Below are 21,784 nucleotides of genomic sequence, written 5' to 3'. Positions count from 1 at the left end.
CCCGGCGCCGCGGTCCCCACGGGCGGACGCTCAGACGCTGAGCGCCTTCTCGATGATCGCGGTCAGGAGCTCGCGCACCTGGCCGGAGGACAGGACGGCGGCCATGACGCCTCCGAAGGCCGCGGCGGCGAGCACGACTGCGCCACGGAGTACTCGCCCTCGGCCTCGTCGAGGGACACGACCTCCCCGTCCGGAGCCAGCATGCCCCTGATCTCGACCCGGCGAGCGTGGCCCCGATGGGACTCCAGCACGCGCACATCGAGCCGGTAGACAGCCGCGAGCGCGGCACGGTCACTCGGGAGCATGTACATCAGGGGTGAGTCCTGGAGCCGGGTCGAGCACGGGGTGGCCTGCCCCTTGGGGACCTCACCCCACGGGAGCGCCTGGAGCTGGGCCGACCACTGGGCCTCACACGCGTCGATCTCGGCCCGGTCGGCGCGCGCCGTCTCGGTCTCCTCGCTGACGGCATCCAGCCGGGCCTCTAGGTCGACGATCTTGCGCGACACGGTCGGGCTGGCGGTCTCCATGGCGAGGTCGACCAGCCGGTCGAGCTGGCGCTGGAGCCTGTCGCGCTGGACCGTCAGGTCCGCCAGCCGGTCAGGCTCAGTCGCGGTCCGCCGTGAGTCGAACCACTGCCGGACGAGCTGACCGAGCGCCTCGGGGTCGAAGATCAGCGCGGCCAGGCGCTCGAACACCGCATCCTCGATCGGCCCGGACTGGAGCTGGGAACACGAGCACGGCGTGGAGGTCCTCTTGCCGGAGCACCGGTATGCCCTCGCCCCGGTGGTTTTCAGGCTCTTGCCCAGGTCGACACCGTAGGCCGAGGCCCCGCACGGCATCGTGATGTGGCCGCTCAGTGGGTGGACCGTGGTCTCGCGGCCGTTCTGGTTCGACCGGTCGCGGCGCTCGCTGACGGCCGTGCCGACAGCGTCGAACTCGGCGCGCGTCCAGGGTGGCGAGGGCACACGGACCACCAACGGCTCCCCGTTGATCGGCTGACCGTCGCGGTCGGTCTTGGTGGAGCGCAGACGACCTCGGACGGTCTCGTCCTTGACCTGGCCGTAGACGATTTCGCCTGACCACAGGACCGGGTTCACCGCTACGCGCCGGACCGTGGCCGGGTTCCAGGTCGCCCCTCCCCGTGGCGGGATGCCCTCAGCATCGAGGCGGCGCGCGATCTCGGCCGACGAGGCTCCGTCCACCAGGTACCCGGCCTTGATGACCTCCAGGGCGCGCTGTTCTGCCGGGTCGACCTCGACCCGACCCTCGCCCACGGTCCGCCAGCCGATAGGCGGCGGGCCACCGGGCCAGGTCCCCCGCTCCACGATCGCGGCCCGCTTGCCGTCGATAGTCCTGGTCCGGGTCTGCTCGACCTCCAGCTCAGCCACCGCGCCGAGCATGGTTCGCATCATCCGGCCGGTCGGGGTCGACAGGTCGACGGCCTCCTTGATGCTGACGAACTCGACCCCGAGGTCTGTAAGGCGGTCGGTGACCTGGACGATCTGGCGCGCGGACCGCGCGAACCTGGTGAACGAGGCCACGACGACGGCATCGACCGCGTCTGCCTCGCACATGGCGATCAGCCGACGCCAGCCGGGCCGGTCGTCGCGCCTGCCACTCAGACCAGCGTCCTCGATGAGCTCGACCAGGTCCCAGCCTCGGCGCTGGCACTCGGCCTCGATCTGCTCCCGCTGGACCCCCAGCGACATCCCATCGACCTGACCCCCTGTGCTGACCCGCACGTAACCCACGGCGCGCATCACGCCACACCGCCTACGGCGTCCGGTCGGCCAGTTAGCGTTAGTACAGGTCGCGGGATCAGCTCGCGGCCGGGCCGATAGGAGAACCCCCCATGGCGCACATCAACTACAACGGTGCCCAGCACAAGATCCCCGACGCCGAGATGGAGCGGATCACCACCGCGATCAAGGAGGCGATGGACAAGGACGAGGCTCTCGCCCTGACAGTCAATGACGACGAAGGGGACCCCAACATCCTGTTCATCTCGCGCGGCGTGCCGGTGTCGGTTCACGGCTGGGACCCTCTTAGCCCATCGGAGCAGATGCCGTTCGCCTCCTTCCGGAACTCCTGACTCGTCTACACATGGGTTGATCTTCATGACTAGGACCTCCTGAGTCGTCACAGGCTATTGAGGTGGAAACGGTGGTTAACCCAATCGACCCCCCGGCTACGGCCGGGGGGTCGTTGGGTGTGTGGGGTCACGCGGCCTTGGCGGTGGCGCGCTCGGCGTCGCGGGCGGCGCGGGCCTCGGCCTTGCGCGCGGCCTCAGCGGCCTTGGTCTCGGCCCGGTACTTGGCGTCGCGGGCCTTGGCCTCGGCCCGCGCGGCGCGCTCGGCCTGCTGAGCCTCGGCGCGGGCGATCCCGCGCTCGAACTTGGCGACCAGGCCGGGCGTCGCGAGCTCGCGCTGAGCGGCCTCGGTGATCTGAACTCGCGCCTCGTCGTCGCCCTCGGCCTCGGCCCAGGCGCGGATCAGGTTGCCTGCGTGGCGGGCGTCGTGACCGGGGAGGTACCGGGCCTCGGCGGTGATGGTCGGCAGGCCACACCCGCACCGGCAGGCGGTCGGCTTGGTGGCGGGAGCCTGGGCGGTCTTGGTGGTGGTCTTGGTGGTCATGGTGTCCTCCTGGGTGGTCGGGGTGGTGGTCTGGGTCCGGGTCCTGGGGGCCATGGGGTCCGCCTATCTCGTGTGGTCTGTCCGGCCCGTGGAGGGGGCCTTATAAGTCCATTTTACCAGTGGGCCTTGACAGCACACAAGGTATGGTGTATAAGCCGACCTGACCGTCGTCGTTGGAAGTAACAGGAGCCGACCCCACGGGGGGGGAGTCTCAGAATCTGAGACGGAGTCTCATGGCCGAACCCTGGGCGGACAGTCGGCCTCTCTCCACTGAGCAGGGGGTATACCTGGGTCGCGGGCGCGCGCGCGCGTAAGCCTCAATCTCAGACGGTGATACGAGATCTCACGCGGCCATCTCGTGATGCGCGGCGTCCTGCTCCTGCTGGGCGCGGCGGGCCTCCCGAGCCTCACGCCGGGCGATAGCGCGAGCGCGCGACCGGATCTCGGACTCGCGTCGGCACGCGCGGCAGGTCGAGTACCCGGCCCGGGCGTGGGTGTAGGCGAGGTCGGGGTCGGCGGGGTCGTACGGGTGGCCGTTGATGCACTCGCCCTCGACCTGCTCCCTCTTGCGGCGCGTGACCTCGGCTCGTGCCTCGGGGTTGGCGTTACGGTCGGCCGGGATGTCGTCGAGGTCGATCCCCAGCTCCTGCCAGGTCGACTGGATGTTGGCGCGGTCGCGGCGGTCGATCTCGTAGTCCGGGTTCGGGTCGGGGGTCTCGACGTTGAGCTCGCGCTCGATCCGGCGCATCTCAGCGTCGGACTCGGCGTACCGGCGTCGATCCTCGTCGATGGCGGGCTGATCCTCGGTCGGGATCGGGTGCTCGCCTCGGTAGTGGGTGTAGTAGGCCATGTCGGTCGGGCTCCTTGGTCGGTAGGTTACTTTCCCAGGAAACCATCGCGGGGTGTCCGCTCGGAAGATACCCTCCGCGCTCGACGCCGGGCCTGGTAGTCGCGCTGGCTGACCATCTCCGCCTCTGGGTGGGTGGCCCGCCACCGAGCGCGCTGATCTCGGCGGCACTGGACGCACTCGCGCTTGGACCGGCCTGGCCTCACGTAGACCAGCTCGGGGTCGGTCGGGTCGGTGATCTCGTGGCCGTTCGCGCAGGTCCACGGCTGGGTCCGGTCGACCATCTCAGGCCTCCTTATGCCGAGCGCGCCAGACGCGCTGGCGTGCACGTCGACAGCGCCTGCACTCGCGGCGACCATCGGGTCGGGTGTAGACCGTCGCGCCATCCTGAACGTGGCCGCGCCGACAGCGGCGGAGCGCTTGGCGTCGATCTCGGTCGTACTGGCGTCGGCGCTCCGCGTCGGCCAGGTAGCGCTGGTGGTTGCTCTCCTTGACGCGCTCGGCGTTGCGCTCGCGCCAGAGCCGAGCGGCCTCGACCTTGCAGGCTCGGCACTGGCGACCGCCTCGGGCGGAGCGGGCGATGTTGTCGCCCTCCATCCGGTGCAGACCGCGTCGGCACCAGCGCTCCGCCTGCTCCTCCGTGACGTCGTGGCTCTGCCGCTCCACGAGAGCCGGTGCGGGTCGTGTCGTCGTCACGGTCCCTCCTCCGTGACACGCGCGCCGGTCGTCCCGGCCGCGAGTCGCGCCAGGCCAGCCACCCACCCTGCGGCGACCTCCCAGCCGAACGCCAGCTCGACCCCGGCGTCCGAGGCGCTGATGAGCTCGACCTGACCCGGCACGCTGAGCCCGTACCGGCCGAAGTCACCGGCCTGCGCGGTGCTGATCCGCGCCCGGACGAGCGACGGCCGGAACGGACCAGCGTCGGAGGTCCAGACGATCTGGGCGACCCAGATGCCTTCGACCTCGGAGGACAGGATCAGGTCGACCCCATCGCTCCGGGCGATGAGCGAGTCGTCCTCGATCCGGATCGCGGTCCACCCATGGGCGACCAGGTCGAGCGCGACATCGGTGGTGATGGTGTTGGCGGTCATGCTGTCTGCTCCTCGATGTCGATGTCGATCAGGGTGTCCGCACCGAGGACGCCGGAGGCCACGAGGACCACGGTCGTCAGCCACGCGGCGGGGATGTCGCGGTCGACCTCGAACGCGAGCGAGTGCCCGTGGGTGGCCCAGTCCAGCTCGACCAGCCCGATATCGAGCCTGCCGTGTCGCTGACCGAACCAGCCAGCCTCAGCCGCTCGGACCATGTCGGCCGCGCGCTGGCTGGCGTCGGGGTCGCCCTTGAGGCCGACCACGATGCGCCACCGGTTGGTGAATCCGCGCGGCTGGTGGTCGACGTACCAGCGTCGGCGGACCACGGTGACTGAGCTGGTGCCGAGCCGGAACACGGCGCGGTGGTCCTCGATCTCGGGCCAGCGGCTGTGGACCTTGCCTCCGTGGGCCAGGACCTCAGCCCCTAGGGCGGTGGTGATGCTCATCGGACTGCTCCCTTGATCTTGGTCTTGCTGTCGTTGCGGCGGTCGTCGTACAGGCCGACGAACCCCGTCTGGTTGCGGGCGATGACGAGCGAGCCAGTCGCCCGGTCGGGGACCATGGCCTGCCCGCTGGCGGTCCAGGCGACGACCGGTAGGGTCCAGCCGGTCTTGGTCTTCGGCTCGGTGTACTGGGCTCGGATGTTGGCGTTGCTCGGGATCACTGGGTGCTCCTTAGGTGGTGCTGTTACTGGCGAGTAATAGAAGTTGGTGCCGGACCCACCCCGTCCCGGTCCCGGCCCTAAAGGGCCGGGGACTCGGGGACGGATGGGGGTGGGTGGCCGTCCCGGACGGTCCGGGACGGGTATCTCGGGGAGGATCTCTACCGCGTCGTGACGGGCCGGGAGCCGTCCTGGGAGCCGGGACGGGTTACTCGCTGGTAATCCGTCCCAAGACCCCGTCCTACTCGCTGGTAATACGGGACGGATTACCGACTGGTAGGACGGGGTCCGGGACGGGGTCTGATCAGGCATCGGAGGCACCGTTCCCGTTGGGCGCGGGGACCCAGTTCTCTCCGTCGTCGGCGCGGACCAGGAGGCCGAGGCGGATAGCCTCGTCGACCGCGCTGTGGGCCTTGGTCGAGCCGACCTTGGCCTGCGCCTTGACCGCGTCGCGGACCTTGGTCTTGCTCATCGGTCGTCCTGTCTTGGCGACGACCGCCTGGGCGAGGAGGATCAGCGGCTCGGGTGTGCCGAGGTCGGGCTTACCGGTGCCCTTCTCCTCGAAGCCCATATCGAGGGCAGACGGCAGGATCGTGCCGTCACCGACCGCGACATCGACCCTCCAGGTGTGCCCTCGACCGTGGACGCCGAACCGGTCCTTATCGCAGACGACCTTGACCACGCCGTTACGGTCGCGGCTGAACGGGGTGGACGCGGTCACGCTGATCTGGACGTCGACCGCGCCGAGCTTCGACCCCGCGCCTCGTGCCCACCGGCTGTCGCTGTTGGTCTTGGTCTTGTGGTCGATCACGACCACGCACAGTCCGTGCTCCTTGGCGAGCGGGATCAGCACGGCGTTGATGAACCGCAGGACTGGTCCGTTCTCGTTCTCCTCGATGCCAGCGCCCGCGAGCGCGGTAGCGGCCGAGTCGACCACGATCACCGACACGCCACGGTCGAGGACGAACTGACGGAACGAGGCCGCGTTGACCATCAGGTCCCAGCCGGTCGGCGGCAGGTAGTCGATCCGTGATGCCCACAGCTCGGTCCTGGGCTCCAGGGCGACGAGCTTACCGAGAGCGTCACGTTCGCCCGCCTCCTCGTCGAGGATCAGGGCGCGCTTGCCTGCCAGTGCGGCGTCGAGCGCCCACTGGTAGGCAAGCACCGACTTACCGGACTCCGGCTCGCCCGCGACCCAGTGCAGGCCCTCTGTGTAGAGGATGCCGCCCATCCCGAACCGCTCCGGGATCGGGTGGTCCTCGGTCAGCCACGAACCGATATCGAGCAGGCGACCCTCGAACCCGCTAGCGTCGGTCGTGGTGCCTCCATCGACCAGCCTCGGCTCGGTGGTGCCCTTGGACCAGCCCGACTCGAACGTGGCGTCGACCGACTCCAGACCGTCCTCGTCGATCAGGCCATTGACCGTGCAGGCCTCCTTCATCGCGCCGTAGACCATCTCGCGGGTCAGCACCCCACCGCCAGCGACGATCTGCGCCAGCTTCATCGTGCTGATGTTGAGTCGCTCGTTGCGCCCGCTGTCCGGCCCCATGGTCGCGAGCTCGATCGTCTCGCGGACCAGGGCGGCATGCTGGCCCAGCTCACCCAGCGGCTGACCCGAGGAGGTGGTCTCGTGATGCTCGGCGCGCTCGCTGGTCTTCTTGGTCGTCGCGGTCGTCACGAGGTCACGGGTAGCCACGTGGACATCACGGACCGGAGGCAGATCGAAGTCGACCACCGTCTCATCGTCGGCATCGGGCGGAGCCACCCGGTAGTAACCCGGGTAGGCCTCCAGCCTCGAACCGTCCTTGGACCACTCGGCCTCGGTGTAGGACCCCGGCGCGACGACGTACCCGTTAGCGCGGATGTCGACCCCCGGACCCACAGCGAGCTTGCCCGCGCTGTTGCTGATACCAGCCTCGGCGTAGTCGTGCTGGTAGTACCGGTGCTCGCCACCGGACGGGGTGAGGACCACGAACTCCGGCTCGGGGATGGCCCGCCCTGCGGTGGCCCGCGCCCAGGTGGCCCGCCCGTCGTCGGTCTTGGTGTCGATGTCGACCACGACCAGGCCGGATGCTCTGGCGCTGATCCCGATGTTGGCGTTGGGCATGTCGGTCCACCAGGCGCGGACCGTCGCCTCATCGGTGGTGGCCTCGTTCTGGCCGTTGCCGACAGCGGGCTTCTTCGACCCCGGCCGGAGCGGGAACACCGCGTAGCCCTTGGTCGCGTAGTCGAGGGCGAGGTCGAGCCTGTCGTCGGGCCTTTTCTTGCGTGGTGGGTGGGTGGCCTTGACCATCGGGCTCACCGCCCGTCGCGGGTGCGGAGGCGCTCGACCTCGGCGCGGAGCTCGGCGTTCTCCTGGCGGAGGCGGACCAGCTCCTCACGCTCGGCTACTCGTACCTCACGGGATCTGGAGGCGACCTTCGCCCGGTACTCGGGGTCGGCCGCATAGCGTGCCTTGACCTTCTGGCCGATCAGCCGCTTCGTCTCTTCGGTGTGTGCCACGGGATGCTCCTGTTGGGAGTCAGCCCGGCGTGTGGCTCGTTGATGTCGGCGCGGAGCCACACACCGGGATCCTTGCCCGATGGCGGTTGACCATCGGAGGATCCACGGAGCGCTCGACGCGCTGTCGATCGGGCAGAGCCAGCCCGGTCGATCTGAGACCGTAGGCCGTGCGGCTCGCGCCGCTGGCCATATACCCAGGAAACCAGGCCCCAGCCAGTTACACAATTACTCCCAGCAGGCTCACAGCTCGCTCACAGGTGCGGCGTGACCCCGGATACAGCGAGACCCACGGAGGGCTCTACTCCGTGGGTCTCGATGCGCCCATGACAGCGTGCCTCTGATGGAAGGCCCTTCCAGGGGAACACGCGCCGAATATCCGGCACAAGATCTGCTGGGCCGTCAGGGCGTCAACGGTGGGTCGGATGCTGTGTGCCTGCGGTCAGCCGATACGGTGGCCGGGTGGAGTGGACGACGCTGATATTGGGTTTCCTCGGGCAGATCGCCTGGCCTCTCGCTGTCCTCGTCTTGGGGCTCGGCTTCCGCAGGCCACTGGTGGAGCTCTTCAACAACGGGACGGTGACGAAGCTCAATATCGGCCCCGCGGGCGTTGGTGTGGAGTGGGCGACGGAGGCCGGGGTCGCCATGGCCAAGGCCGCTCTGGAGTCGGGATCATCAGAGGACGAGCCTGACGCCCCACCGAACGACGGTGCGCCAACAGCCGAATCACCCGGCGACACGAGTGAGGCCGAGGGTGACGCACCGGCCGAGAAGCCCGAACCAGTCCTGATCCAGAGGTTGCCTGTCGAGGTCGTCAAGCTCGCCCACGACTCCCCAATCGCGTCCATCCTCCAGAGCGCCGAGGACCTCAGAGCTGACCTTCTTGAGGTCCTGCAGGCCACCCTGCTTGGTGGTGGTGGCTCGCAGGACGTGTCACTCTCCCAGGTCCTACTCCGCGCTAACGGTATCGGGCTGTTGACCAAGGAGGAGGCTATTGCTGGGCGGGAGTTAGCGCTGGTCCGTAACCGGTTGGCCCATGCCGACAAGGGCGTCCGTGTCGATGCGGACACCGCCCTTGACTACGCACGTCTGAGTCGACGACTGGCACGTTCAGCGCGTGACTCCGTCAATCGCCTGGACCCCGATGTCGTTGTTGATCTGAACCGGGGCCTGGCTCAGTCTCTGGACCGGTAGTCATACGGCTGACCCCCGGCCGCTCGTGGCAACCGGGGGTCAGCTCAATTCAGCGCTCGCGGGTCACGCGGCGGTGAGGTCCGCCAGCACGACGCCCAGCGGCCGGACCACGGCCGGAGCCGCGCGCCACTCGACACGGGTCCGGACCTGGTTGGTCTCGAAGTCGGTGCCGTTGACGTTGGTCGCCTCGACGCGGATGCCCTCCTTCATCACGAGCTGGACGGAGCCGTCCGCCAGGGCGATCGCCTGCCCGACCGGGATCTCGGTGGAGACCACCACGGGCACGCCCCACACGCGGCGAGCCGCGCGGTCGACCGGCCGGTCCTGGAGCTCAAGGTCACCGCTCGTGGTGCGGGCCAGCTCCAGCGCCTCCCAGTCGGCCGGGTTCAGCGCGAACACAGACGCCGGGAGCCGCAGGGACTCCAGGGCTGTGACCGCCTTGCGCAGGGTGGTCAGCGCGTCGGTCGCGAAGGCCACGGTCTGCACGCCGCTCGTGTTGAGCACGCCGGTCTGCTCGGTCGAGCCGACCCCGGTGTCGCCGTTCAGGATCAGCGACTCGACGGCGGGCTGGAGGCCCTCGACGAGCTCCTGGTGCACGGCGTCGACCAGCTCGGGGTGGTCCTCGCTGTCGAAGGTCCCGTAGGGCTGGCTCAGGTGAGCGATGACCACGAGCTCGCCGTTCACTTTGGTGAACGAGTAGTCCGAGGTCGGCTTGACCGCACCGGGCCGGACGATCGCGGCGTTGTTGTTGCGCGCGGTCTGCCGGGCGTACTCGAAGACCGGGCTGGTGACGACCTTGACGGACACGACCTGCGAGAGGCCGACCACGTCGCCCTGGTCCAGGCGGACCGGAGCGCCGTTGAACAGGTCGACCGGCTGGACCTCGACCCCGAAGGCCTTGGTCCGGACGACCTCGGTGACCTTGGACGCCGTGGGCGCGATGCCCTTGGTGCTGAGGTACTGGACCTTCTGCCCGCGCCGGTCGGTTGCGCCGGTACCGGAGCCACCGCCCGCAATGTGGGCGAGCTCCAGGCCCTTCTCAGCGCGCTTGATGCGCTGGTTCAGGGTGGTGATCTCGGCGTCCTTGGCCTCGATCGTGTCGACCTCGGCGTCGGTCAGGTCGCGACCCTCCGCCTCGGCAGTCTTGGCGAGCGCGCGGATGTCGTTGATGAGCGCGTCGCGGGTGTCCTTGAGAGTAGCCATGTTGATCGTTCTCCTCGAACGTCATGCCGTGGCGTGGTGCCTACGGCTGTTAGTTCGAGTGCTGAGTGGCGTCGGCCTTGCCGGGTCTCTTCGGTCTCGCGCCCTCGGCTCGGTGGTCCGTCCGGCGCTTACCGCGTGAAGCCCAGTCCTCGGTGGTTAGCCGGGCACTCGGTGGTCTGCTGACCACAGTTCCATCGAAACACGCTCGATGTCGCGTCAACAATCCCCCCCGCTGGCGGTCAGGCGCTGAACGGCACCAGTACGCGGCGGCGCTGTGACGAGCACGACCATGGCGTACTCCACCGTGGTCGCCCCGAGGTCCTCGTCCCCGGCCCGCGCGAGCGGGCGGGGCCGTGCTCCGGAGGGCCTGCGCGCGGCGGGCACGGCAGCGCCTCTGGACGCGACGGGCCCCGGACCGGTGCTGCGCCGGTGCGAGAGACGGGGCCGGGGCACCGGCGGCCGGGAGATCTGATGCTGGGACATGACGTTCCTTTCGGGATGGGTCGAGCAGTACGGGACGGTGTGCACAGGACGAGCCGGTGCACGGCGCTCGGGCGGTCGGTGGTGGGCGTCGACGCCGGTCCGGGGACCGGCCGCTGCTCGGACCGGACCCGGTGCGGCGTGGACGCGGTCCCGTGCGGAGGAGCACGACTCCGGGCCAGGGGTGTCATCCGAACACCTCGGGCACGAGGCCCATCACGACCGGCAGCACGCCCCAGCACACGAAGGCCGGCAGGGAGCACAGGCCCAGCGGCAGGACGAGCTGGACGGACAGCGACTCCGCGGCACGCTCGGCCCGCCGGTAGGCCGCCCGCCGCACCTGGACGGCCTGTGCGCGCAGGGCCGGGGCCGAGGGCGCCCCGGAGGTCGCGGCGAACGCGAGGGCCTCGCGGTAGTCGGCCAGGTGCGCCGGCAGCTCCCCCGCGGAGGCCCACGCCGCGTCCCAGGGCACCCCGAGCCGCAGCCGGGAGCCGATGCCGTCCAGGACGCAGTCGGTGGCGTCCTGCCTGCCCGAGCCCAGCACGGCCACCGCCTCCCCGACCGGCAGACCGGCGTCCAGCATCGCGGCGGTGAGCTCCACGAGGACTCCCGCGGAGACGTGGGCCCCGGGCGCGCGGCGGCGGACCGCCGCCGGACGGTGCGTCCTCGGCAGCCGGGCACGGGACGGGAGCACGGCCACCGCCACGGCGGCGAGCAGCAGCAGTCCGGCGGCGGCTGCGGCCAGGGCGGTCATCGTGCCCCCACCGCCTCCGCGCGGGCGATCAGCGTCCGCGTCCACACCCGGCCGAGCCCCGTGAGCACCGCGCCGGCCACGAGGACGGCCAGCCCCCACGGCGTGGTGAGCAGGGTGCGCAGCGGGTCGACGCCCATGAGCATGCCCAGTCCGATCCCGAGCACCGGCAACCAGGTCAGGATCCGGACGGTGGAGCGGGGACCGGCCAGGGCGGTGCCGCGCGCCGCCTCGGCGTCCAGCTCGGCCTCGAGGGCGTCGGCGAGGCCGCCGAGCAGCGCGGCCAGAGGCGCGCCGGTGCGCTCGGAGACCTCCCAGCACAGGGCGAGCTCGGCCGTGGTGGCCACGGCACGCCGCTCCAGCGGCCGGTGGCCGAGCTCCGGGGCCGGCGCACCCGTCAGGGCGGTCGAGACGCTCAGCCCCAGCCGGGTGGCGGCCGCCACGGAGGCGCACAGCACCCCGATGTGCCGGCCGGTGCCCGTCCGGGCACTGCCGTGCCCGGTGGTGCCCGCTCCTTCGAAGGCCGCCGCCGGGGACCGGCCCGCCTGCAGCAGTGCTCCGAGCCGGCGCAGCAGCGCGGTCCACTCGGCGGCCTCCGCCGCGGCGTCGCGGGAGAACCGGGACCACCACGGGGTCCGGGACGGGACGCCGGACTCGGACAGTCCGATCGACCGGACGCGGTGGGCCGGCCCCGCGAGCAGCGCCGCGGCGCCTCCGGCGAGACACAGGCAGGACACGACAAGCGTGCTCACGACCCTCTCCCCGCGGATCCGGCACCGCGGCCGGAACCGCGACCGGAACCGGGACCGAGGCAGGGACCGGGGCCGAGCGAGCGGTCCAGCAGGGCGCACAGCCGGTCCCAGCCCGGTCCGCGGCGCAGCCGGCCGTCGGCCCGGACCGCGGCGGGCACGGTGACGAGACCTCCGGCGCGGTCCTCGAGCAGGGACACGACCCGCACCTGCCGGTGCCCGCCCGCCCGGTCCACGTGCACGACCAGGTCGAGGGCGCTCGCGGCCTGCAGCGTGACCGCCTCCCGGCTCATCCCCGCCAGGGCGCCGAGGGCCGAGAGCCGGGCGGGGACCGCTTCGGCGGAGTTGGCGTGCACGGTGCCCGCCCCGGCGTGGCCGGTGTTGAGGGCCGTGAGCAGCTCGCGCACCTCCGCGCCGCGGCACTCGCCCACCACGAGCCGGTCGGGCCGCATCCGCAGGGCCTGGCGGACGAGCTCCGCCAGGTCGATGCCGCCGGCTCCCTCGGTGTTGGCGTGGCGTGCCTGGAGCCCGACCACGTGGGGGTGCTCGGGCCGCAGCTCGGCCGCGTCCTCGATCAGCACGATCCGCTCGTGGGCCGGGGCGCACGAGAGCAGGGCGTTGAGGACCGTGGTCTTCCCCGCCCCGGTTGCGCCGCTGACCAGGAAGCTGACGCCCGAGCGCACGGCGCCCGTGAGCAGCTCGGCCGTGTCGGGGTCCACGGTGCCCGCGTCCACGAGGTCCGCCAGGGACAGGGCCCTGGTGCTGCGGAACCGGACGGAGAGCAGGGTTCCTCCCGTGGAGACCGGCGGGAGCACGGCGTGCACCCGGTAGCCGGAGGCCGTCTGCACGTCCACGCACGGGTGGGCGGCGTCAAGGCGCCTCCCCGCTGCGGTGACCAGGCGCACGGCCAGGGCCCGCACCTCGGCGTCCGAGCCGAAGGGGGACCCGACGCGGCGCACCCCGGACTCGGTCTCGAGCCACACCTCGTCCGGGCCGTTGACGTAGACGTCGGTGAGCCCGCGGTGCGGCAGCAGGGGCTCGAGGGGGCCGAGGCCCGTCAGCTCGGCGCGCACGGCCTGCACCGCGCGCAGGGTTCCCGCCGCACCGAGCACCCTGCCGCTCGCGCGCACGGCCTCCGCGATGTCGGCGTCCGTGACCGGCCCGGGAGCGGGCAGCAGCCGGTCCCGCACGTCGTCGAGCAGGGCAGCGGGCAGGGCGGCGGGCAGCGCCGGGTGCGCGGCGCTCACAGGGTCACCCCCACGGCCGCGAGCAGCCCCGCCACGTCCCGGGCGAGCCGCCGGGAGCGGCCGGCCTCGAGCAGACGGCCCGACTCGGCGGCCTCCGGCACCGCGCCGGCGAAGCGCACGGACCCCGCGACGGGGAGGCCGGTCGTGGCGGCGGCGAGCGCGTCGTCGACGTCGGCCACGTCGAGCCCGGCCGGCACCAGCCGGACCGTGGTCCCGGTCAGCAGGCCCGCCGCCCGGCGCGCGGCCAGCACGCCGCGCACCGTCCGGGGCGTGAGCACGAGGACCTCGTCGCACAGGGCCGCGGTGTCCGCCGTGCCCGGTCCCGCCCGGCCCAGGTCCACGACGACCAGTGCCGCCGCCCGGCGCAGCGCCTCGAGGACGGCGGCGTACGGCGCCACGGCGTCGTCCGGCAGGGAGCGGTCCCAGGAGAGCCAGCGCAGCTGCCCGGTCCGGGCCATGGCCGGCCACAGCTGCTCCGCGTGCACCGTGCCGGCGATCCGGAGCAGGTCCGGCCAGCGCAGGCCGTCCTGGTCCTCCAGGCCCAGCAGGACGTCGATGCCGCAGCCGGCACGGTCCCCGTCCACGAGGACGGCCGGCCGGTCGTCGTGGGCCGCACGGTCGGCGAGCCAGCACGCCAGCGTGGAGGTGCCGGTCCCGCCCACGGCGCCGAGCACGCCCAGCACCCGGCCGGCACGGCCGGGACCCGAGGGGCCGCCGCGCCCCGCGGTGAGCAGGTCGGCGAGCCAGCCGGCGGCGTCCGGCAGCACGGCCACGGCGCAGCCGCCGAGGTCGGCCGCGCGGTCCCAGATCCCCGGGTCCTCGGGCCGGCCGACGAGCACCGTGCCCGGCCGGACCCGGCCCCGCACGGCGTGGCGCACGTCCACGAGGTCGATGTCCGCGGTCGTGCCCGGCCGGGAGCCGGCTGCCGCCCCGGGCGGATCGGGCAGCAGCTCGGCACCGGCGGCGGCGCAGACGCGCTCGACCGTGGCGCGCAGCCCGGGGTCGTCGCTCACGAGCCGCACGGTGCGCGCACGGGCCGCGGTGGCGGGGAACGGGGCGGGCGAGGGTGCGGGGAAGGGTGCGGGAATGGGGACCGGCAAGGGGGCGGGGAGGTGGGCGGCGGTGCTCATGGCCCCACTGTCGGGCGGACGAGGACCGGCCTGCCCCGGCGCTGCCGCCGATGTGGACGGGAGACGGGCTCCCGGTGGCCCCGGAGGCGTGTGCAGTCCGGGCACCGGCACAGCGTGACGGACCCGTGCAGGACAATGGCCGGATGCACATCGTGGTGGGACCAGCGCAGGACGGCCGGGGCGGCCACCGGATCCAGGACCTGACGGGCTCCGGTGCTCCGGAGGGGGCCGGGACCGACGTGCCCGCCGGTGAGCTGGCCGCGTTCGTCGCCGACCGCGAAGAGGCCGCCCGGCGTGCCGGGTCCACCCCGCCGCGCTGGACCTGGGAGCGCACGGGAGCCGTGTACCCGCAGCTGCTGGCCGCCGGCGTGCGGGTGGAGCGCTGCCACGACCTGCGGCTGTGCCAGGCCGTCCTCGCCACGGCCGCCACCGCCCACGGGTCCGGGAACGGCGGCCCGCTGCCCTACGAGCCGGTGCTGGCGCCGCTGCCCGCCGACGAGGCACCGGGCCTGCTCCCGCCCCCGTCCCCCGCGCCGGACCAGTCGAGCCTGTTCGACCTCCCGCGCGCCACGGGACCCGACGTCACCGCGCTGGTCGGCGAGCTGCAGGCGCAGCTGGCCGCGGTGGCGGGGGCGGCGGATCCCCGGCGGCTGACCCTCCTGCTGGCCGCGGAGTCCCAGGGGGCGCTGATCGCCGCGGAGATGCAGCACGCCGGGGTGCCGTGGCGGGAGGACGTCCACCGGGCGCTGTTGGAGGACGCGCTCGGCCCCGAGCCGGCGCCCGGGGAGCGTCCCCCGCGGATGGAGGAGACCGTGGCCCGGATGCGGGAGGCGCTGCACGCGCCGGCGCTGAACCCGGACTCCCCGCAGGAGCTGCTCCGGGCGATGCGGGCGGCGGGCATCGACGTGACGAGCACCCGGCAGTGGGAGCTCGTCGAGTGGGCGCGGGCCGTCCCCGGTCTGGCCGCGCAGCGCCAGGCGCTGATCGAGCCCGTCCTGGAGCACAAGAAGCAGGCCCGGCTGCTGAGCGCCAACGGGTGGCACTGGCTGGACACGTGGGTGCGGGACGGCCGCTTCCGCCCGGAGTACGTGGTGGGCGGCGTGGTCACCGGCCGGTGGTCGGCCCGCGGCGGGGGCGCCCTGCAGATCCCGCACGTGGTGCGCGACGCCGTGCGGGCGGATCCGGGGCGCGTGCTCGTGGTCGCCGACGCGGCCCAGCTCGAGCCGCGCGTCCTGGCGGCTCTGGCCCACGACGACGCCCTGGCCGCCGCCTCCCGCGGCCAGGACCTGTACCAGGCGGTCGCGGACCTCGGCGAGGAGCGGGGCTCGGAGCTGACCGAGCGCCCGCAGGCGAAGGTGGCCATGCTGGGCGCGATGTACGGGGCGACCACCGGTCAGTCCGGCCGGCTCATGCCGCACCTCGCCCGGATGTTCCCCCGCGCCGTCGACTACGTGGAGCGGGCCGCGAGGGTGGGCGAGACGGGCGGGCAGGTGTGCACGCACCTGGGGCGCTGGTCACCGCTGCCGGGCCCGGCGTGGGACGCGGCGCAGCGGGACACCGCGACCGCCGAGGCCGAGCGGCGCGCGGGCACGATGGCCCGCGGCCAGGGGCGGTTCACGCGCAACTTCGTGGTCCAGGGCACGGCGGCCGAGTGGGCCATGTGCTGGATGGGCGCCATCCGCTCCGCCCTGGCGCGGGAGGGCGTCGCCGCGGAGCTGGTGTTCTTCCTGCACGACGAGGTGGTGCTGCACTGCGCGCGGGAGGACGCTGAGCGGGCCGCCGAGCTGGTCCGCGACTCCGCCGAGCGGGCGGGCCGGATGGTGTTCGGGCGGATCCCGGTGGAGTTCCCCGTCAGCGTGGCCGTGGTGGAGTCCTACGCCGACGCCAAGTGAGCCGCCCTCAGCACAGGTCCCGGTACGGGGCACCGGCCACGTGCCGGCGCCACTCGTCCTCGGTGATCGGGTCGCCCCGCTGCGCGCACACCGCCTCGACCGCGTCCTCGGTGTCGACCAGCCAGCTGCGCACCACGCCGTCGTCGCCGGTGGCGACCAGACGGTCCTCGACGAAGCGCACGTCGTTCATCCGGTCGCCGGAGGCGGACAGCGCCGCGTGGACCTCCAGGTCCGCCGCGCCCACGGTCCACATCCACACGAACTTGTCGCCGGAGGCACCGGCCAGCAGGCGACCGTCCGCGGAGAACTGCAGCCCCTTGACGGAGGACAGGGCGTCCGAGGTCTCGCCCACGGGGTGGGGGTCGGACGGGTCCGCGACGTCCCAGAGCCGCACCCGGCCCGCCTCGGTGCCCACGGCCAGCAGGTCGCCCGCCGGGGAGAACGCGATCGACGTGGCGACGGAGTCCAGGGCCAGCCCCGCGGCCTGCCGGGGTGCCGCGGGGTCGGAGACGTCCCAGAGCTCCACGCCGTTGGCGTCGTCCGCCGCGGCCAGCAGGGCGCCGTCCGGGGCGAAGCGGGCGGCCTCCGTGCCGGGGACCGGGATCGTGGCCGTCCGCCGGACCTCTCCCCCGGGCGCGCGGCGCAGGAGCGCGATCTCGGAGCCGACCTCCGACCAGGCGGCGATCGTGCGGGCGTCGGTCGTGACGTCGGCGCCCGTGACGCCCGCCTCGATGGCCTCGGTCCGCTCCGGCTCCTGCGGGCGGCCCCCGTCCAGCGGCCAGACGAGGACGTCCCCGTCCTGGGTGCCCCCGGCGACGAACGAGGCGTCGGGGGCCACGGCCCCCGCGTACCACAGGGTCTCCCCGGGCGGGGCCTGCGGCGACGGCAGCGGCCGGGGGCCGTCTCCCGTGAGGTCGAAGAGCGAGATGACGTCGGCGCCGATCCCGACGGCGCTCAGCACGGTGTGCTGCCGGTCCGTGGAGAGCTGGTAGACCGGCTCTCCCCGCCGGTGGATGACGGGGCCCTGCTCGTCCCACGCGCGCGTGGTGCCGTCCTGGGAGGTGGTCAGCACCCGGTCCTCCACGCGCAGCGCGCTCGTGACCCGGGCGGCCGTCGGGAAGGCGTCCACCCGCGCGAGGTCGGGAAGCCGGTGCACGTAGGCGTTCTGGTCGAAGCTGGCGGCCACGAGGTGCTCCCCGTCCGGGGTGAAGGCGACGTCGCTGACCCAGCTGCCGAACTCCGTGACCGTCCCGGCGCCGGAGACCTGTTCCCCGTCGACGTCGTAGAGGCGCAGCTCGCGGGCGTTCAGTCCCGCGGCGAGGCGGGCGCCGTCGTCGTCGAGGTCCAGGGCCCGGACGACCCGTCCGGTTGGAACCGGGTCGAGGCGCTCCGCGCGGCGGCCGTCCGTGGACCAGCGGGTGATGTCCCCGGACGTCCCGCCCGCGTAGACCGTCCCGTCGGGTGCCGCCGCGAGGGCCAGGACGTCGGCGTCCTCCTCCCCCAGGTCCAGGGACGGCAGCGGGACGGGGTCGAGGGGGTCCTCGACCGACCAGCGCAGCACCTCGCCCCGGCCCCCGGCCAGCAGCTGCCGGCCGTCGGGCGAGAGGACGACCGCGTTGACCGGCGTCTCCGCCCCCACGTCGAGCCCGGCCAGCCGCTGGGCCGGCCGGCCGGTGACGTCCCACAGGCTCACGTGGCCGAGCCCGCCGGCCGCCGCGAGGACCCGGCCGTCCCGCTCCCGGAGGTCGACGTCGCTCAGTCCGGGGGCGCCGTCGACCACGGCGAGGTCCTCCCGGTTCTCGTCGAGGCGGTCGCTGTCCCGCCACACGGACAGCGTGCCGTCCCCGGCGGCGCGCGCGACGACCGACCCGTCGTCCAGCGCCGCGAGCCGGGAGGCGCCGTCCGGGCCGACCCACCGCTCCGGGGCGTTCACCGCCGTGGCGTCGATCAGGGCGGAGGTGCCCTCCCGGGTGGGTGCCATCCGGTACGACGCGAGGCTCAGCTGCGAGGCGAGATTGGGCGACTCGCCCCGGATCCGCGAGGCCTCGAGGGCGGTCTGGCGCGAGAGCGCCTCGTCGCGGGCGGTCTCCGCGACGGTCTGGAAGCGCTCGGCCCGCAGGCCCAGTGCCCCGGCGACCACGGCCGCGCAGACGGCCAGCGAAAGCAGGACGAGGGCCACGTGGCCGCGGCGCTCGATCTCCCGGGCGCTGCGCTTCTGCCGCTCCAGGGCGTCCTCGTAGTGGCGTTCGCTCTCCTCCAGGTACTCGCGCTCGGCGGGGCTCAGCAGCGCCTGCTGGCGCGGGTCCCCGGTCCAGTCCCGGAAGGAGGCGAGCTGGCCCAGCGGGATCAGGGCGAGGGGGTCGCGGTCGTTGGCGAGCCACATCTGGGTGGCACGCTGCAGCTGCTGCCGGACGTAGAGGTCCCGCCGGCTGTCCTCGACCCAGCGGCTGAGCCGGGACCAGTGGTCCAGCAGGGACTCGTGGCTGAGCTGGATCTCGTCCCGGTCGATGGTCAGCAGCCGGGCACGGGCGAAGTGCTCGACCACGGCCGGGCCGTCCTCCGGCAGCTCCTCCCGGAGCAGCGGGGTGCGCACGACCGTGGCGGAGGTGCCCGTGCCGACCACGCGCACCAGCCGCAGGAAGACCGCGCGGGCCACCTCCTGCTGACGGGGGCCCAGGTCCGCGTGGACCTCCTCGGCCCGGCGGTCCACGGCCTCCGTGATGCCGCCCGCGGCGTGGTAGTCGGCCACGGTCAGCTCCCGGGAGCGGGCGTGCTCCCAGGTGCCGAGCAGCGCCTGGGAGAGCAGGGGCAGCAGGCCCACGCCGACCTCCGTGCCGCGGGGTGCGACGTCCCGCAGGATGACCTCGACCAGGTCCGGGGAGACGCGGGCGCCGACCGCCTCGGCCGGCCCCACGATGATCCGCTGCAGCTGCCCGCGGCTCAGCGCGCCGAGCAGCACCGGCCGCTCCAGGGCGGCGCGCAGCTCGGCGTGCCGGCTCGCGGTGCCGAAGAAGTCCGCACGCAGACCGACGACGACGACCCGGTCCCGGCTCGTCGCGGCGAGCCGGTCGAGGAACCGTCCCGGCTCCTCGGCGTCCCGGGGGTCCGTCCAGAGCTCCTCGAGCTGGTCGACCACGAGCAGGTCCGGATCGGCCCCGACGGCCTCCTCGAGCCGGCGCCGCGGGTCGAGTCCGGGGGTCGTGCCCTGGGCGGTCCAGCCGTGCAGGGGCTGGCCCTCCGCCCGCAGCCGTCCGAGCAGCCCCGCGCCCAGCAGCGAGGACTTCCCCGCCCCCGAGGCCCCGACCACGGCCAGGATGCGGGGGCCGCCGGCGCCCGCGAGCTGCGCGACCCGCTCGCCGAGCACGGTCACCTCGGCGGTCCGGCCGAAGAAGTGCCCCTCGTCCTCGGGACGGTAGGCGCGCAGGCCCACGTACGGGGTGGTGGCCGGCTGGACGGGGGTGCGCGAGCGGTGGACGTCCGCCCACCACTGCTCCGCCGGGCGCTCGTCGGTCAGCCCGAGGGCCTCCAGGAGGGCCGTGAACTCCTCGCGCAGGGCCGGCCCCGGCAGGTGCGCCCCGCTGAGCCAGCCCTGGATGGTGCTGGCGGGGAGGTGGCAGGAGGCCGCGAGCGCGCGCACCGACAGGCCGCGGCGGCGGCGCGCGGCGCTGAGCTGCTCGGCGAGCCGTGGCCGGTCGGCGCCGGGTCGGGGCGAGGCCACCGTGAGCCTCCTCGAGGGTCGTGGGCAGGGGGGACCCTGGCATCGTAAGGTGGCTTCCCTCCGCGCCGGCAATGTTGCGCCCCGGGCGTCATGCGGCTCAGGGACCGTGCTGGAGCGGAGCGGGCAGGACCCTGCCGGTGTCCCACGGGACGGCCCAGCCGAGCGCCGTGAGCAACCGGTCCAGGAGCACACCGGTGAACCCCCACACGGTCACGGTGGACGTCGTGCCGGCCACGGGGACGGTGAAGGCGGGCGAGCGGTAGGTCTGCCGGCCGCGCGTGAGGGTCGCGCAGTGCCGGTTGGCGGGCTCGACGAGGTCGAGCACCGGGACGCGGAAGACGAGCGAGGACTCCGCGTGGTCCACGACGTCGACCGCGGAGACGTCCCGCCACCAGCCCAGCACCGGGGTGACGAGGTGGTTGGAGACGGGCAGCGGGACGGGGGCGAGGGCGCCGAGCACCTCCACGCCGCGCGGGTCCAGGCCGGTCTCCTCCTCGGCCTCGCGGACGGCGGCGCGCACGTGGGCGGCGCTGACCGCTCCCCCGGGCACGGACAGCACCTCGTGCAGGTCCCCGTCCTCGGGGTCCAGCCGACCGCCCGGGAAGGCGACCTGGCCGGGGTGGGAGCGCAGGGTCGCGGCGCGCTGGACGAGCAGGACGTCGAGGTCCCGGCCCACCCCCTCGGCGTGCTCGGGAGCGCGCGCGGGCAGGTCGTCGAGCACCCCGAAGAGGATGAGCACGGCCGAGCGCCGGTAGTCCTCGTCGATCTGCCCGATCCGCCACGGTTCGCGGTCCTCCATCCGCAGCCGCCGGCCGTTGCGGGCCACCCGCAGCAGGTCCTCGTAGGCGTCGCCCGTGGGCCGTCCCCCTCGGGAGCCGGTGCCGCTCACGAGCTCAGGGGCCATCCGCCGGCCTGCAGCTCGGCCCGGGTCCGGCCGGCGAGGAACTGCTCCAGCAGCTCCTCGCGCCCCGGGGCGAACTCGTACTTGAGCAGCGACGCCGCCTCGGCGGCGTCCGTGGGCCCCTCGCCGTAGGACGGGCACAGGTCCGCGACGGGGCACACCCCGCACGCGGGGCGCCGGGAGTGGCAGATGCGCCGCCCGTGGTAGACGAGCCGCTGGGACAGGTCGGTCCAGTCGCGGGGCTCGAACAGGGCGGCGACGTCCCGCTCGACCTTGACCGGGTCCTCCTCGTCCGTCCAGCCGAAGCGGCGGGCGAGCCGGCCGAAGTGCGTGTCCACCGTGATCCCGGGGATCCCGAAGGCGTTGCCCAGCACCACGTTCGCGGTCTTGCGGCCCACGCCGGGCAGGGTGACGAGGTCCTCCAGCCGCCCGGGCACCGCGCCGTCGAAGTCGTCCACGATCCGCTGCGCCAGCGTCCGGATCGCCCGGGTCTTGGCGCGGTAGAAGCCGAGCGGGCGGATGATCTCCTGGATCTCGGCCTCCTCCGCCTCGGCGAGCGCCCGCGGCGTCGGGCAGGCCTCGAACAGGCGGGGCGTGGTGGCGTTCACCCGCACGTCGGTGGTCTGCGCGGACAGCACCGTGGCCACGAGCAGCTCCCAGGGGGAGCGGAAGTCCAGCTCGGCCACCGCGTACGGGTACGCCTCCCCGAGGACCGCGTTGATCCGCCGGGCCCGCCGCTTGCGGGACAGCGGGGACTCCGGGGCCCCGGTCCGCCGGCGCCGCGCGGC

The 21,784-nt window shown here is 73.4% G+C and carries 20 protein-coding genes and 1 pseudogene; 3 read left to right on the top strand and 18 right to left on the bottom strand.

Annotated elements, in window-relative coordinates; genetic code table 11:
• Positions 1-30 precede the first annotated feature (30 nt).
• Positions 31-105, bottom strand: coding sequence for a hypothetical protein (locus ACH9D3_RS09225; protein WP_396410711.1), 75 nt, complete (start codon positions 103-105; stop codon positions 31-33).
• Between the two features lie 890 nt (positions 106-995).
• A pseudogene (locus ACH9D3_RS09220) lies at positions 996-1,760 on the bottom strand (recombinase family protein); the annotation flags it as partial.
• A 92-nt stretch (positions 1,761-1,852) separates the two neighbouring features.
• Between ACH9D3_RS09220 and ACH9D3_RS09215 the strand changes: the two are divergent.
• Positions 1,853-2,092 carry a hypothetical protein gene (locus ACH9D3_RS09215; RefSeq protein ID WP_396410710.1) on the top strand — a complete coding sequence of 80 codons (240 nt, stop codon included), beginning with the start codon at positions 1,853-1,855 and terminating at the stop codon, positions 2,090-2,092.
• Between the two features lie 127 nt (positions 2,093-2,219).
• Here ACH9D3_RS09215 and ACH9D3_RS09210 read toward each other — a convergent pair whose 3' ends face one another.
• The 8 genes from ACH9D3_RS09210 to ACH9D3_RS09175 all read right to left on the bottom strand — a co-directional run bounded on the left by ACH9D3_RS09210 (position 2,220) and on the right by ACH9D3_RS09175 (position 7,734).
• The gene (locus tag ACH9D3_RS09210; protein ID WP_396410709.1) at positions 2,220-2,633 is read right to left on the bottom strand and encodes a hypothetical protein; all 414 of its coding nucleotides are present in this window, start codon (positions 2,631-2,633) and stop codon (positions 2,220-2,222) included.
• Positions 2,634-2,976: 343 nt separating this feature from the next.
• Positions 2,977-3,483: a hypothetical protein gene (locus ACH9D3_RS09205; RefSeq protein ID WP_396410708.1), complete on the bottom strand. Its 507-nt coding sequence runs from the start codon at positions 3,481-3,483 to the stop codon at positions 2,977-2,979.
• Between the two features lie 282 nt (positions 3,484-3,765).
• On the bottom strand, positions 3,766-4,176 hold the full coding sequence (locus tag ACH9D3_RS09200; RefSeq protein ID WP_396410707.1) for a hypothetical protein: 411 nt from the start codon (positions 4,174-4,176) through the stop codon (positions 3,766-3,768).
• Positions 4,173-4,571: a hypothetical protein gene (locus tag ACH9D3_RS09195; RefSeq protein WP_396410706.1), complete on the bottom strand. Its 399-nt coding sequence runs from the start codon at positions 4,569-4,571 to the stop codon at positions 4,173-4,175. The genes ACH9D3_RS09200 and ACH9D3_RS09195 overlap by 4 nt, the downstream gene beginning before the upstream one ends.
• Positions 4,568-5,017, bottom strand: a complete 450-nt coding sequence (locus ACH9D3_RS09190) for a hypothetical protein (RefSeq protein WP_396410705.1) — start codon at positions 5,015-5,017, stop codon at positions 4,568-4,570. Before ACH9D3_RS09190 ends, ACH9D3_RS09195 begins: the two co-directional genes overlap by 4 nt.
• Positions 5,014-5,235 (bottom strand): hypothetical protein, encoded by a 222-nt coding sequence (locus ACH9D3_RS09185; RefSeq protein ID WP_396410704.1) that lies wholly within the window; start codon positions 5,233-5,235, stop codon positions 5,014-5,016. The genes ACH9D3_RS09190 and ACH9D3_RS09185 overlap by 4 nt, the downstream gene beginning before the upstream one ends.
• Before the next feature lie 301 nt (positions 5,236-5,536).
• The gene (locus ACH9D3_RS09180) at positions 5,537-7,525 is read right to left on the bottom strand and encodes a bifunctional DNA primase/polymerase (protein ID WP_396410703.1); all 1,989 of its coding nucleotides are present in this window, start codon (positions 7,523-7,525) and stop codon (positions 5,537-5,539) included.
• Positions 7,526-7,530: 5 nt separating this feature from the next.
• The gene (locus ACH9D3_RS09175) at positions 7,531-7,734 is read right to left on the bottom strand and encodes a hypothetical protein (protein ID WP_396410702.1); all 204 of its coding nucleotides are present in this window, start codon (positions 7,732-7,734) and stop codon (positions 7,531-7,533) included.
• A 459-nt stretch (positions 7,735-8,193) separates the two neighbouring features.
• On the opposite strand from ACH9D3_RS09175, the gene ACH9D3_RS09170 reads away from it, so the two are divergent.
• Positions 8,194-8,925 carry a hypothetical protein gene (locus ACH9D3_RS09170; RefSeq protein ID WP_396410701.1) on the top strand — a complete coding sequence of 244 codons (732 nt, stop codon included), beginning with the start codon at positions 8,194-8,196 and terminating at the stop codon, positions 8,923-8,925.
• A 63-nt stretch (positions 8,926-8,988) separates the two neighbouring features.
• Here the strand turns inward: ACH9D3_RS09170 and ACH9D3_RS09165 are convergent, their stop codons facing one another.
• From ACH9D3_RS09165 to ssd, 5 genes are all read right to left on the bottom strand, one after another.
• Entirely contained in the window at positions 8,989-10,128 is a 1,140-nt protein-coding gene (locus ACH9D3_RS09165; RefSeq protein ID WP_396410700.1) for a phage major capsid protein, read from the bottom strand.
• 667 nt (positions 10,129-10,795) lie between these two features.
• Positions 10,796-11,362: a type II secretion system F family protein gene (locus tag ACH9D3_RS09160; RefSeq protein ID WP_396410699.1), complete on the bottom strand. Its 567-nt coding sequence runs from the start codon at positions 11,360-11,362 to the stop codon at positions 10,796-10,798.
• The gene (locus tag ACH9D3_RS09155; protein WP_396410698.1) at positions 11,359-12,111 is read right to left on the bottom strand and encodes a type II secretion system F family protein; all 753 of its coding nucleotides are present in this window, start codon (positions 12,109-12,111) and stop codon (positions 11,359-11,361) included. The genes ACH9D3_RS09160 and ACH9D3_RS09155 overlap by 4 nt, the downstream gene beginning before the upstream one ends.
• The gene (locus ACH9D3_RS09150) at positions 12,108-13,355 is read right to left on the bottom strand and encodes a TadA family conjugal transfer-associated ATPase (RefSeq protein WP_396410697.1); all 1,248 of its coding nucleotides are present in this window, start codon (positions 13,353-13,355) and stop codon (positions 12,108-12,110) included. Before ACH9D3_RS09150 ends, ACH9D3_RS09155 begins: the two co-directional genes overlap by 4 nt.
• The gene (gene ssd, locus ACH9D3_RS09145; RefSeq protein ID WP_396410696.1) at positions 13,352-14,485 is read right to left on the bottom strand and encodes a septum site-determining protein Ssd; all 1,134 of its coding nucleotides are present in this window, start codon (positions 14,483-14,485) and stop codon (positions 13,352-13,354) included. Before ssd ends, ACH9D3_RS09150 begins: the two co-directional genes overlap by 4 nt.
• A 143-nt stretch (positions 14,486-14,628) precedes the next feature.
• Here ssd and ACH9D3_RS09140 point away from each other — a divergent pair, with 143 nt between their 5' ends.
• Positions 14,629-16,377 carry a bifunctional 3'-5' exonuclease/DNA polymerase gene (locus tag ACH9D3_RS09140; protein ID WP_396410695.1) on the top strand — a complete coding sequence of 583 codons (1,749 nt, stop codon included), beginning with the start codon at positions 14,629-14,631 and terminating at the stop codon, positions 16,375-16,377.
• A gap of 7 nt (positions 16,378-16,384) precedes the next feature.
• On the opposite strand, the gene ACH9D3_RS09135 is transcribed toward ACH9D3_RS09140, so the two are convergent.
• The 3 genes from ACH9D3_RS09135 to nth all read right to left on the bottom strand — a co-directional run.
• The gene (locus ACH9D3_RS09135) at positions 16,385-20,095 is read right to left on the bottom strand and encodes an nSTAND1 domain-containing NTPase (protein ID WP_396410694.1); all 3,711 of its coding nucleotides are present in this window, start codon (positions 20,093-20,095) and stop codon (positions 16,385-16,387) included.
• Positions 20,096-20,192: 97 nt separating this feature from the next.
• Entirely contained in the window at positions 20,193-20,999 is an 807-nt protein-coding gene (locus tag ACH9D3_RS09130) for an NUDIX domain-containing protein (protein WP_396410693.1), read from the bottom strand.
• Positions 20,981-21,784: endonuclease III (gene nth / locus ACH9D3_RS09125; RefSeq protein WP_396410692.1), on the bottom strand; the 804-nt coding region annotated here is incomplete at its 5' end. The genes nth and ACH9D3_RS09130, both read right to left, overlap by 19 nt.

This window comes from Kocuria kalidii (genome assembly GCF_044462225.1).
Classification (GTDB): domain Bacteria; phylum Actinomycetota; class Actinomycetes; order Actinomycetales; family Micrococcaceae; genus Kocuria; species Kocuria kalidii.
The sequence above is the reverse complement of the archived record's forward strand: the minus strand, read 5'-3'. Positions and strand labels throughout refer to the sequence as shown.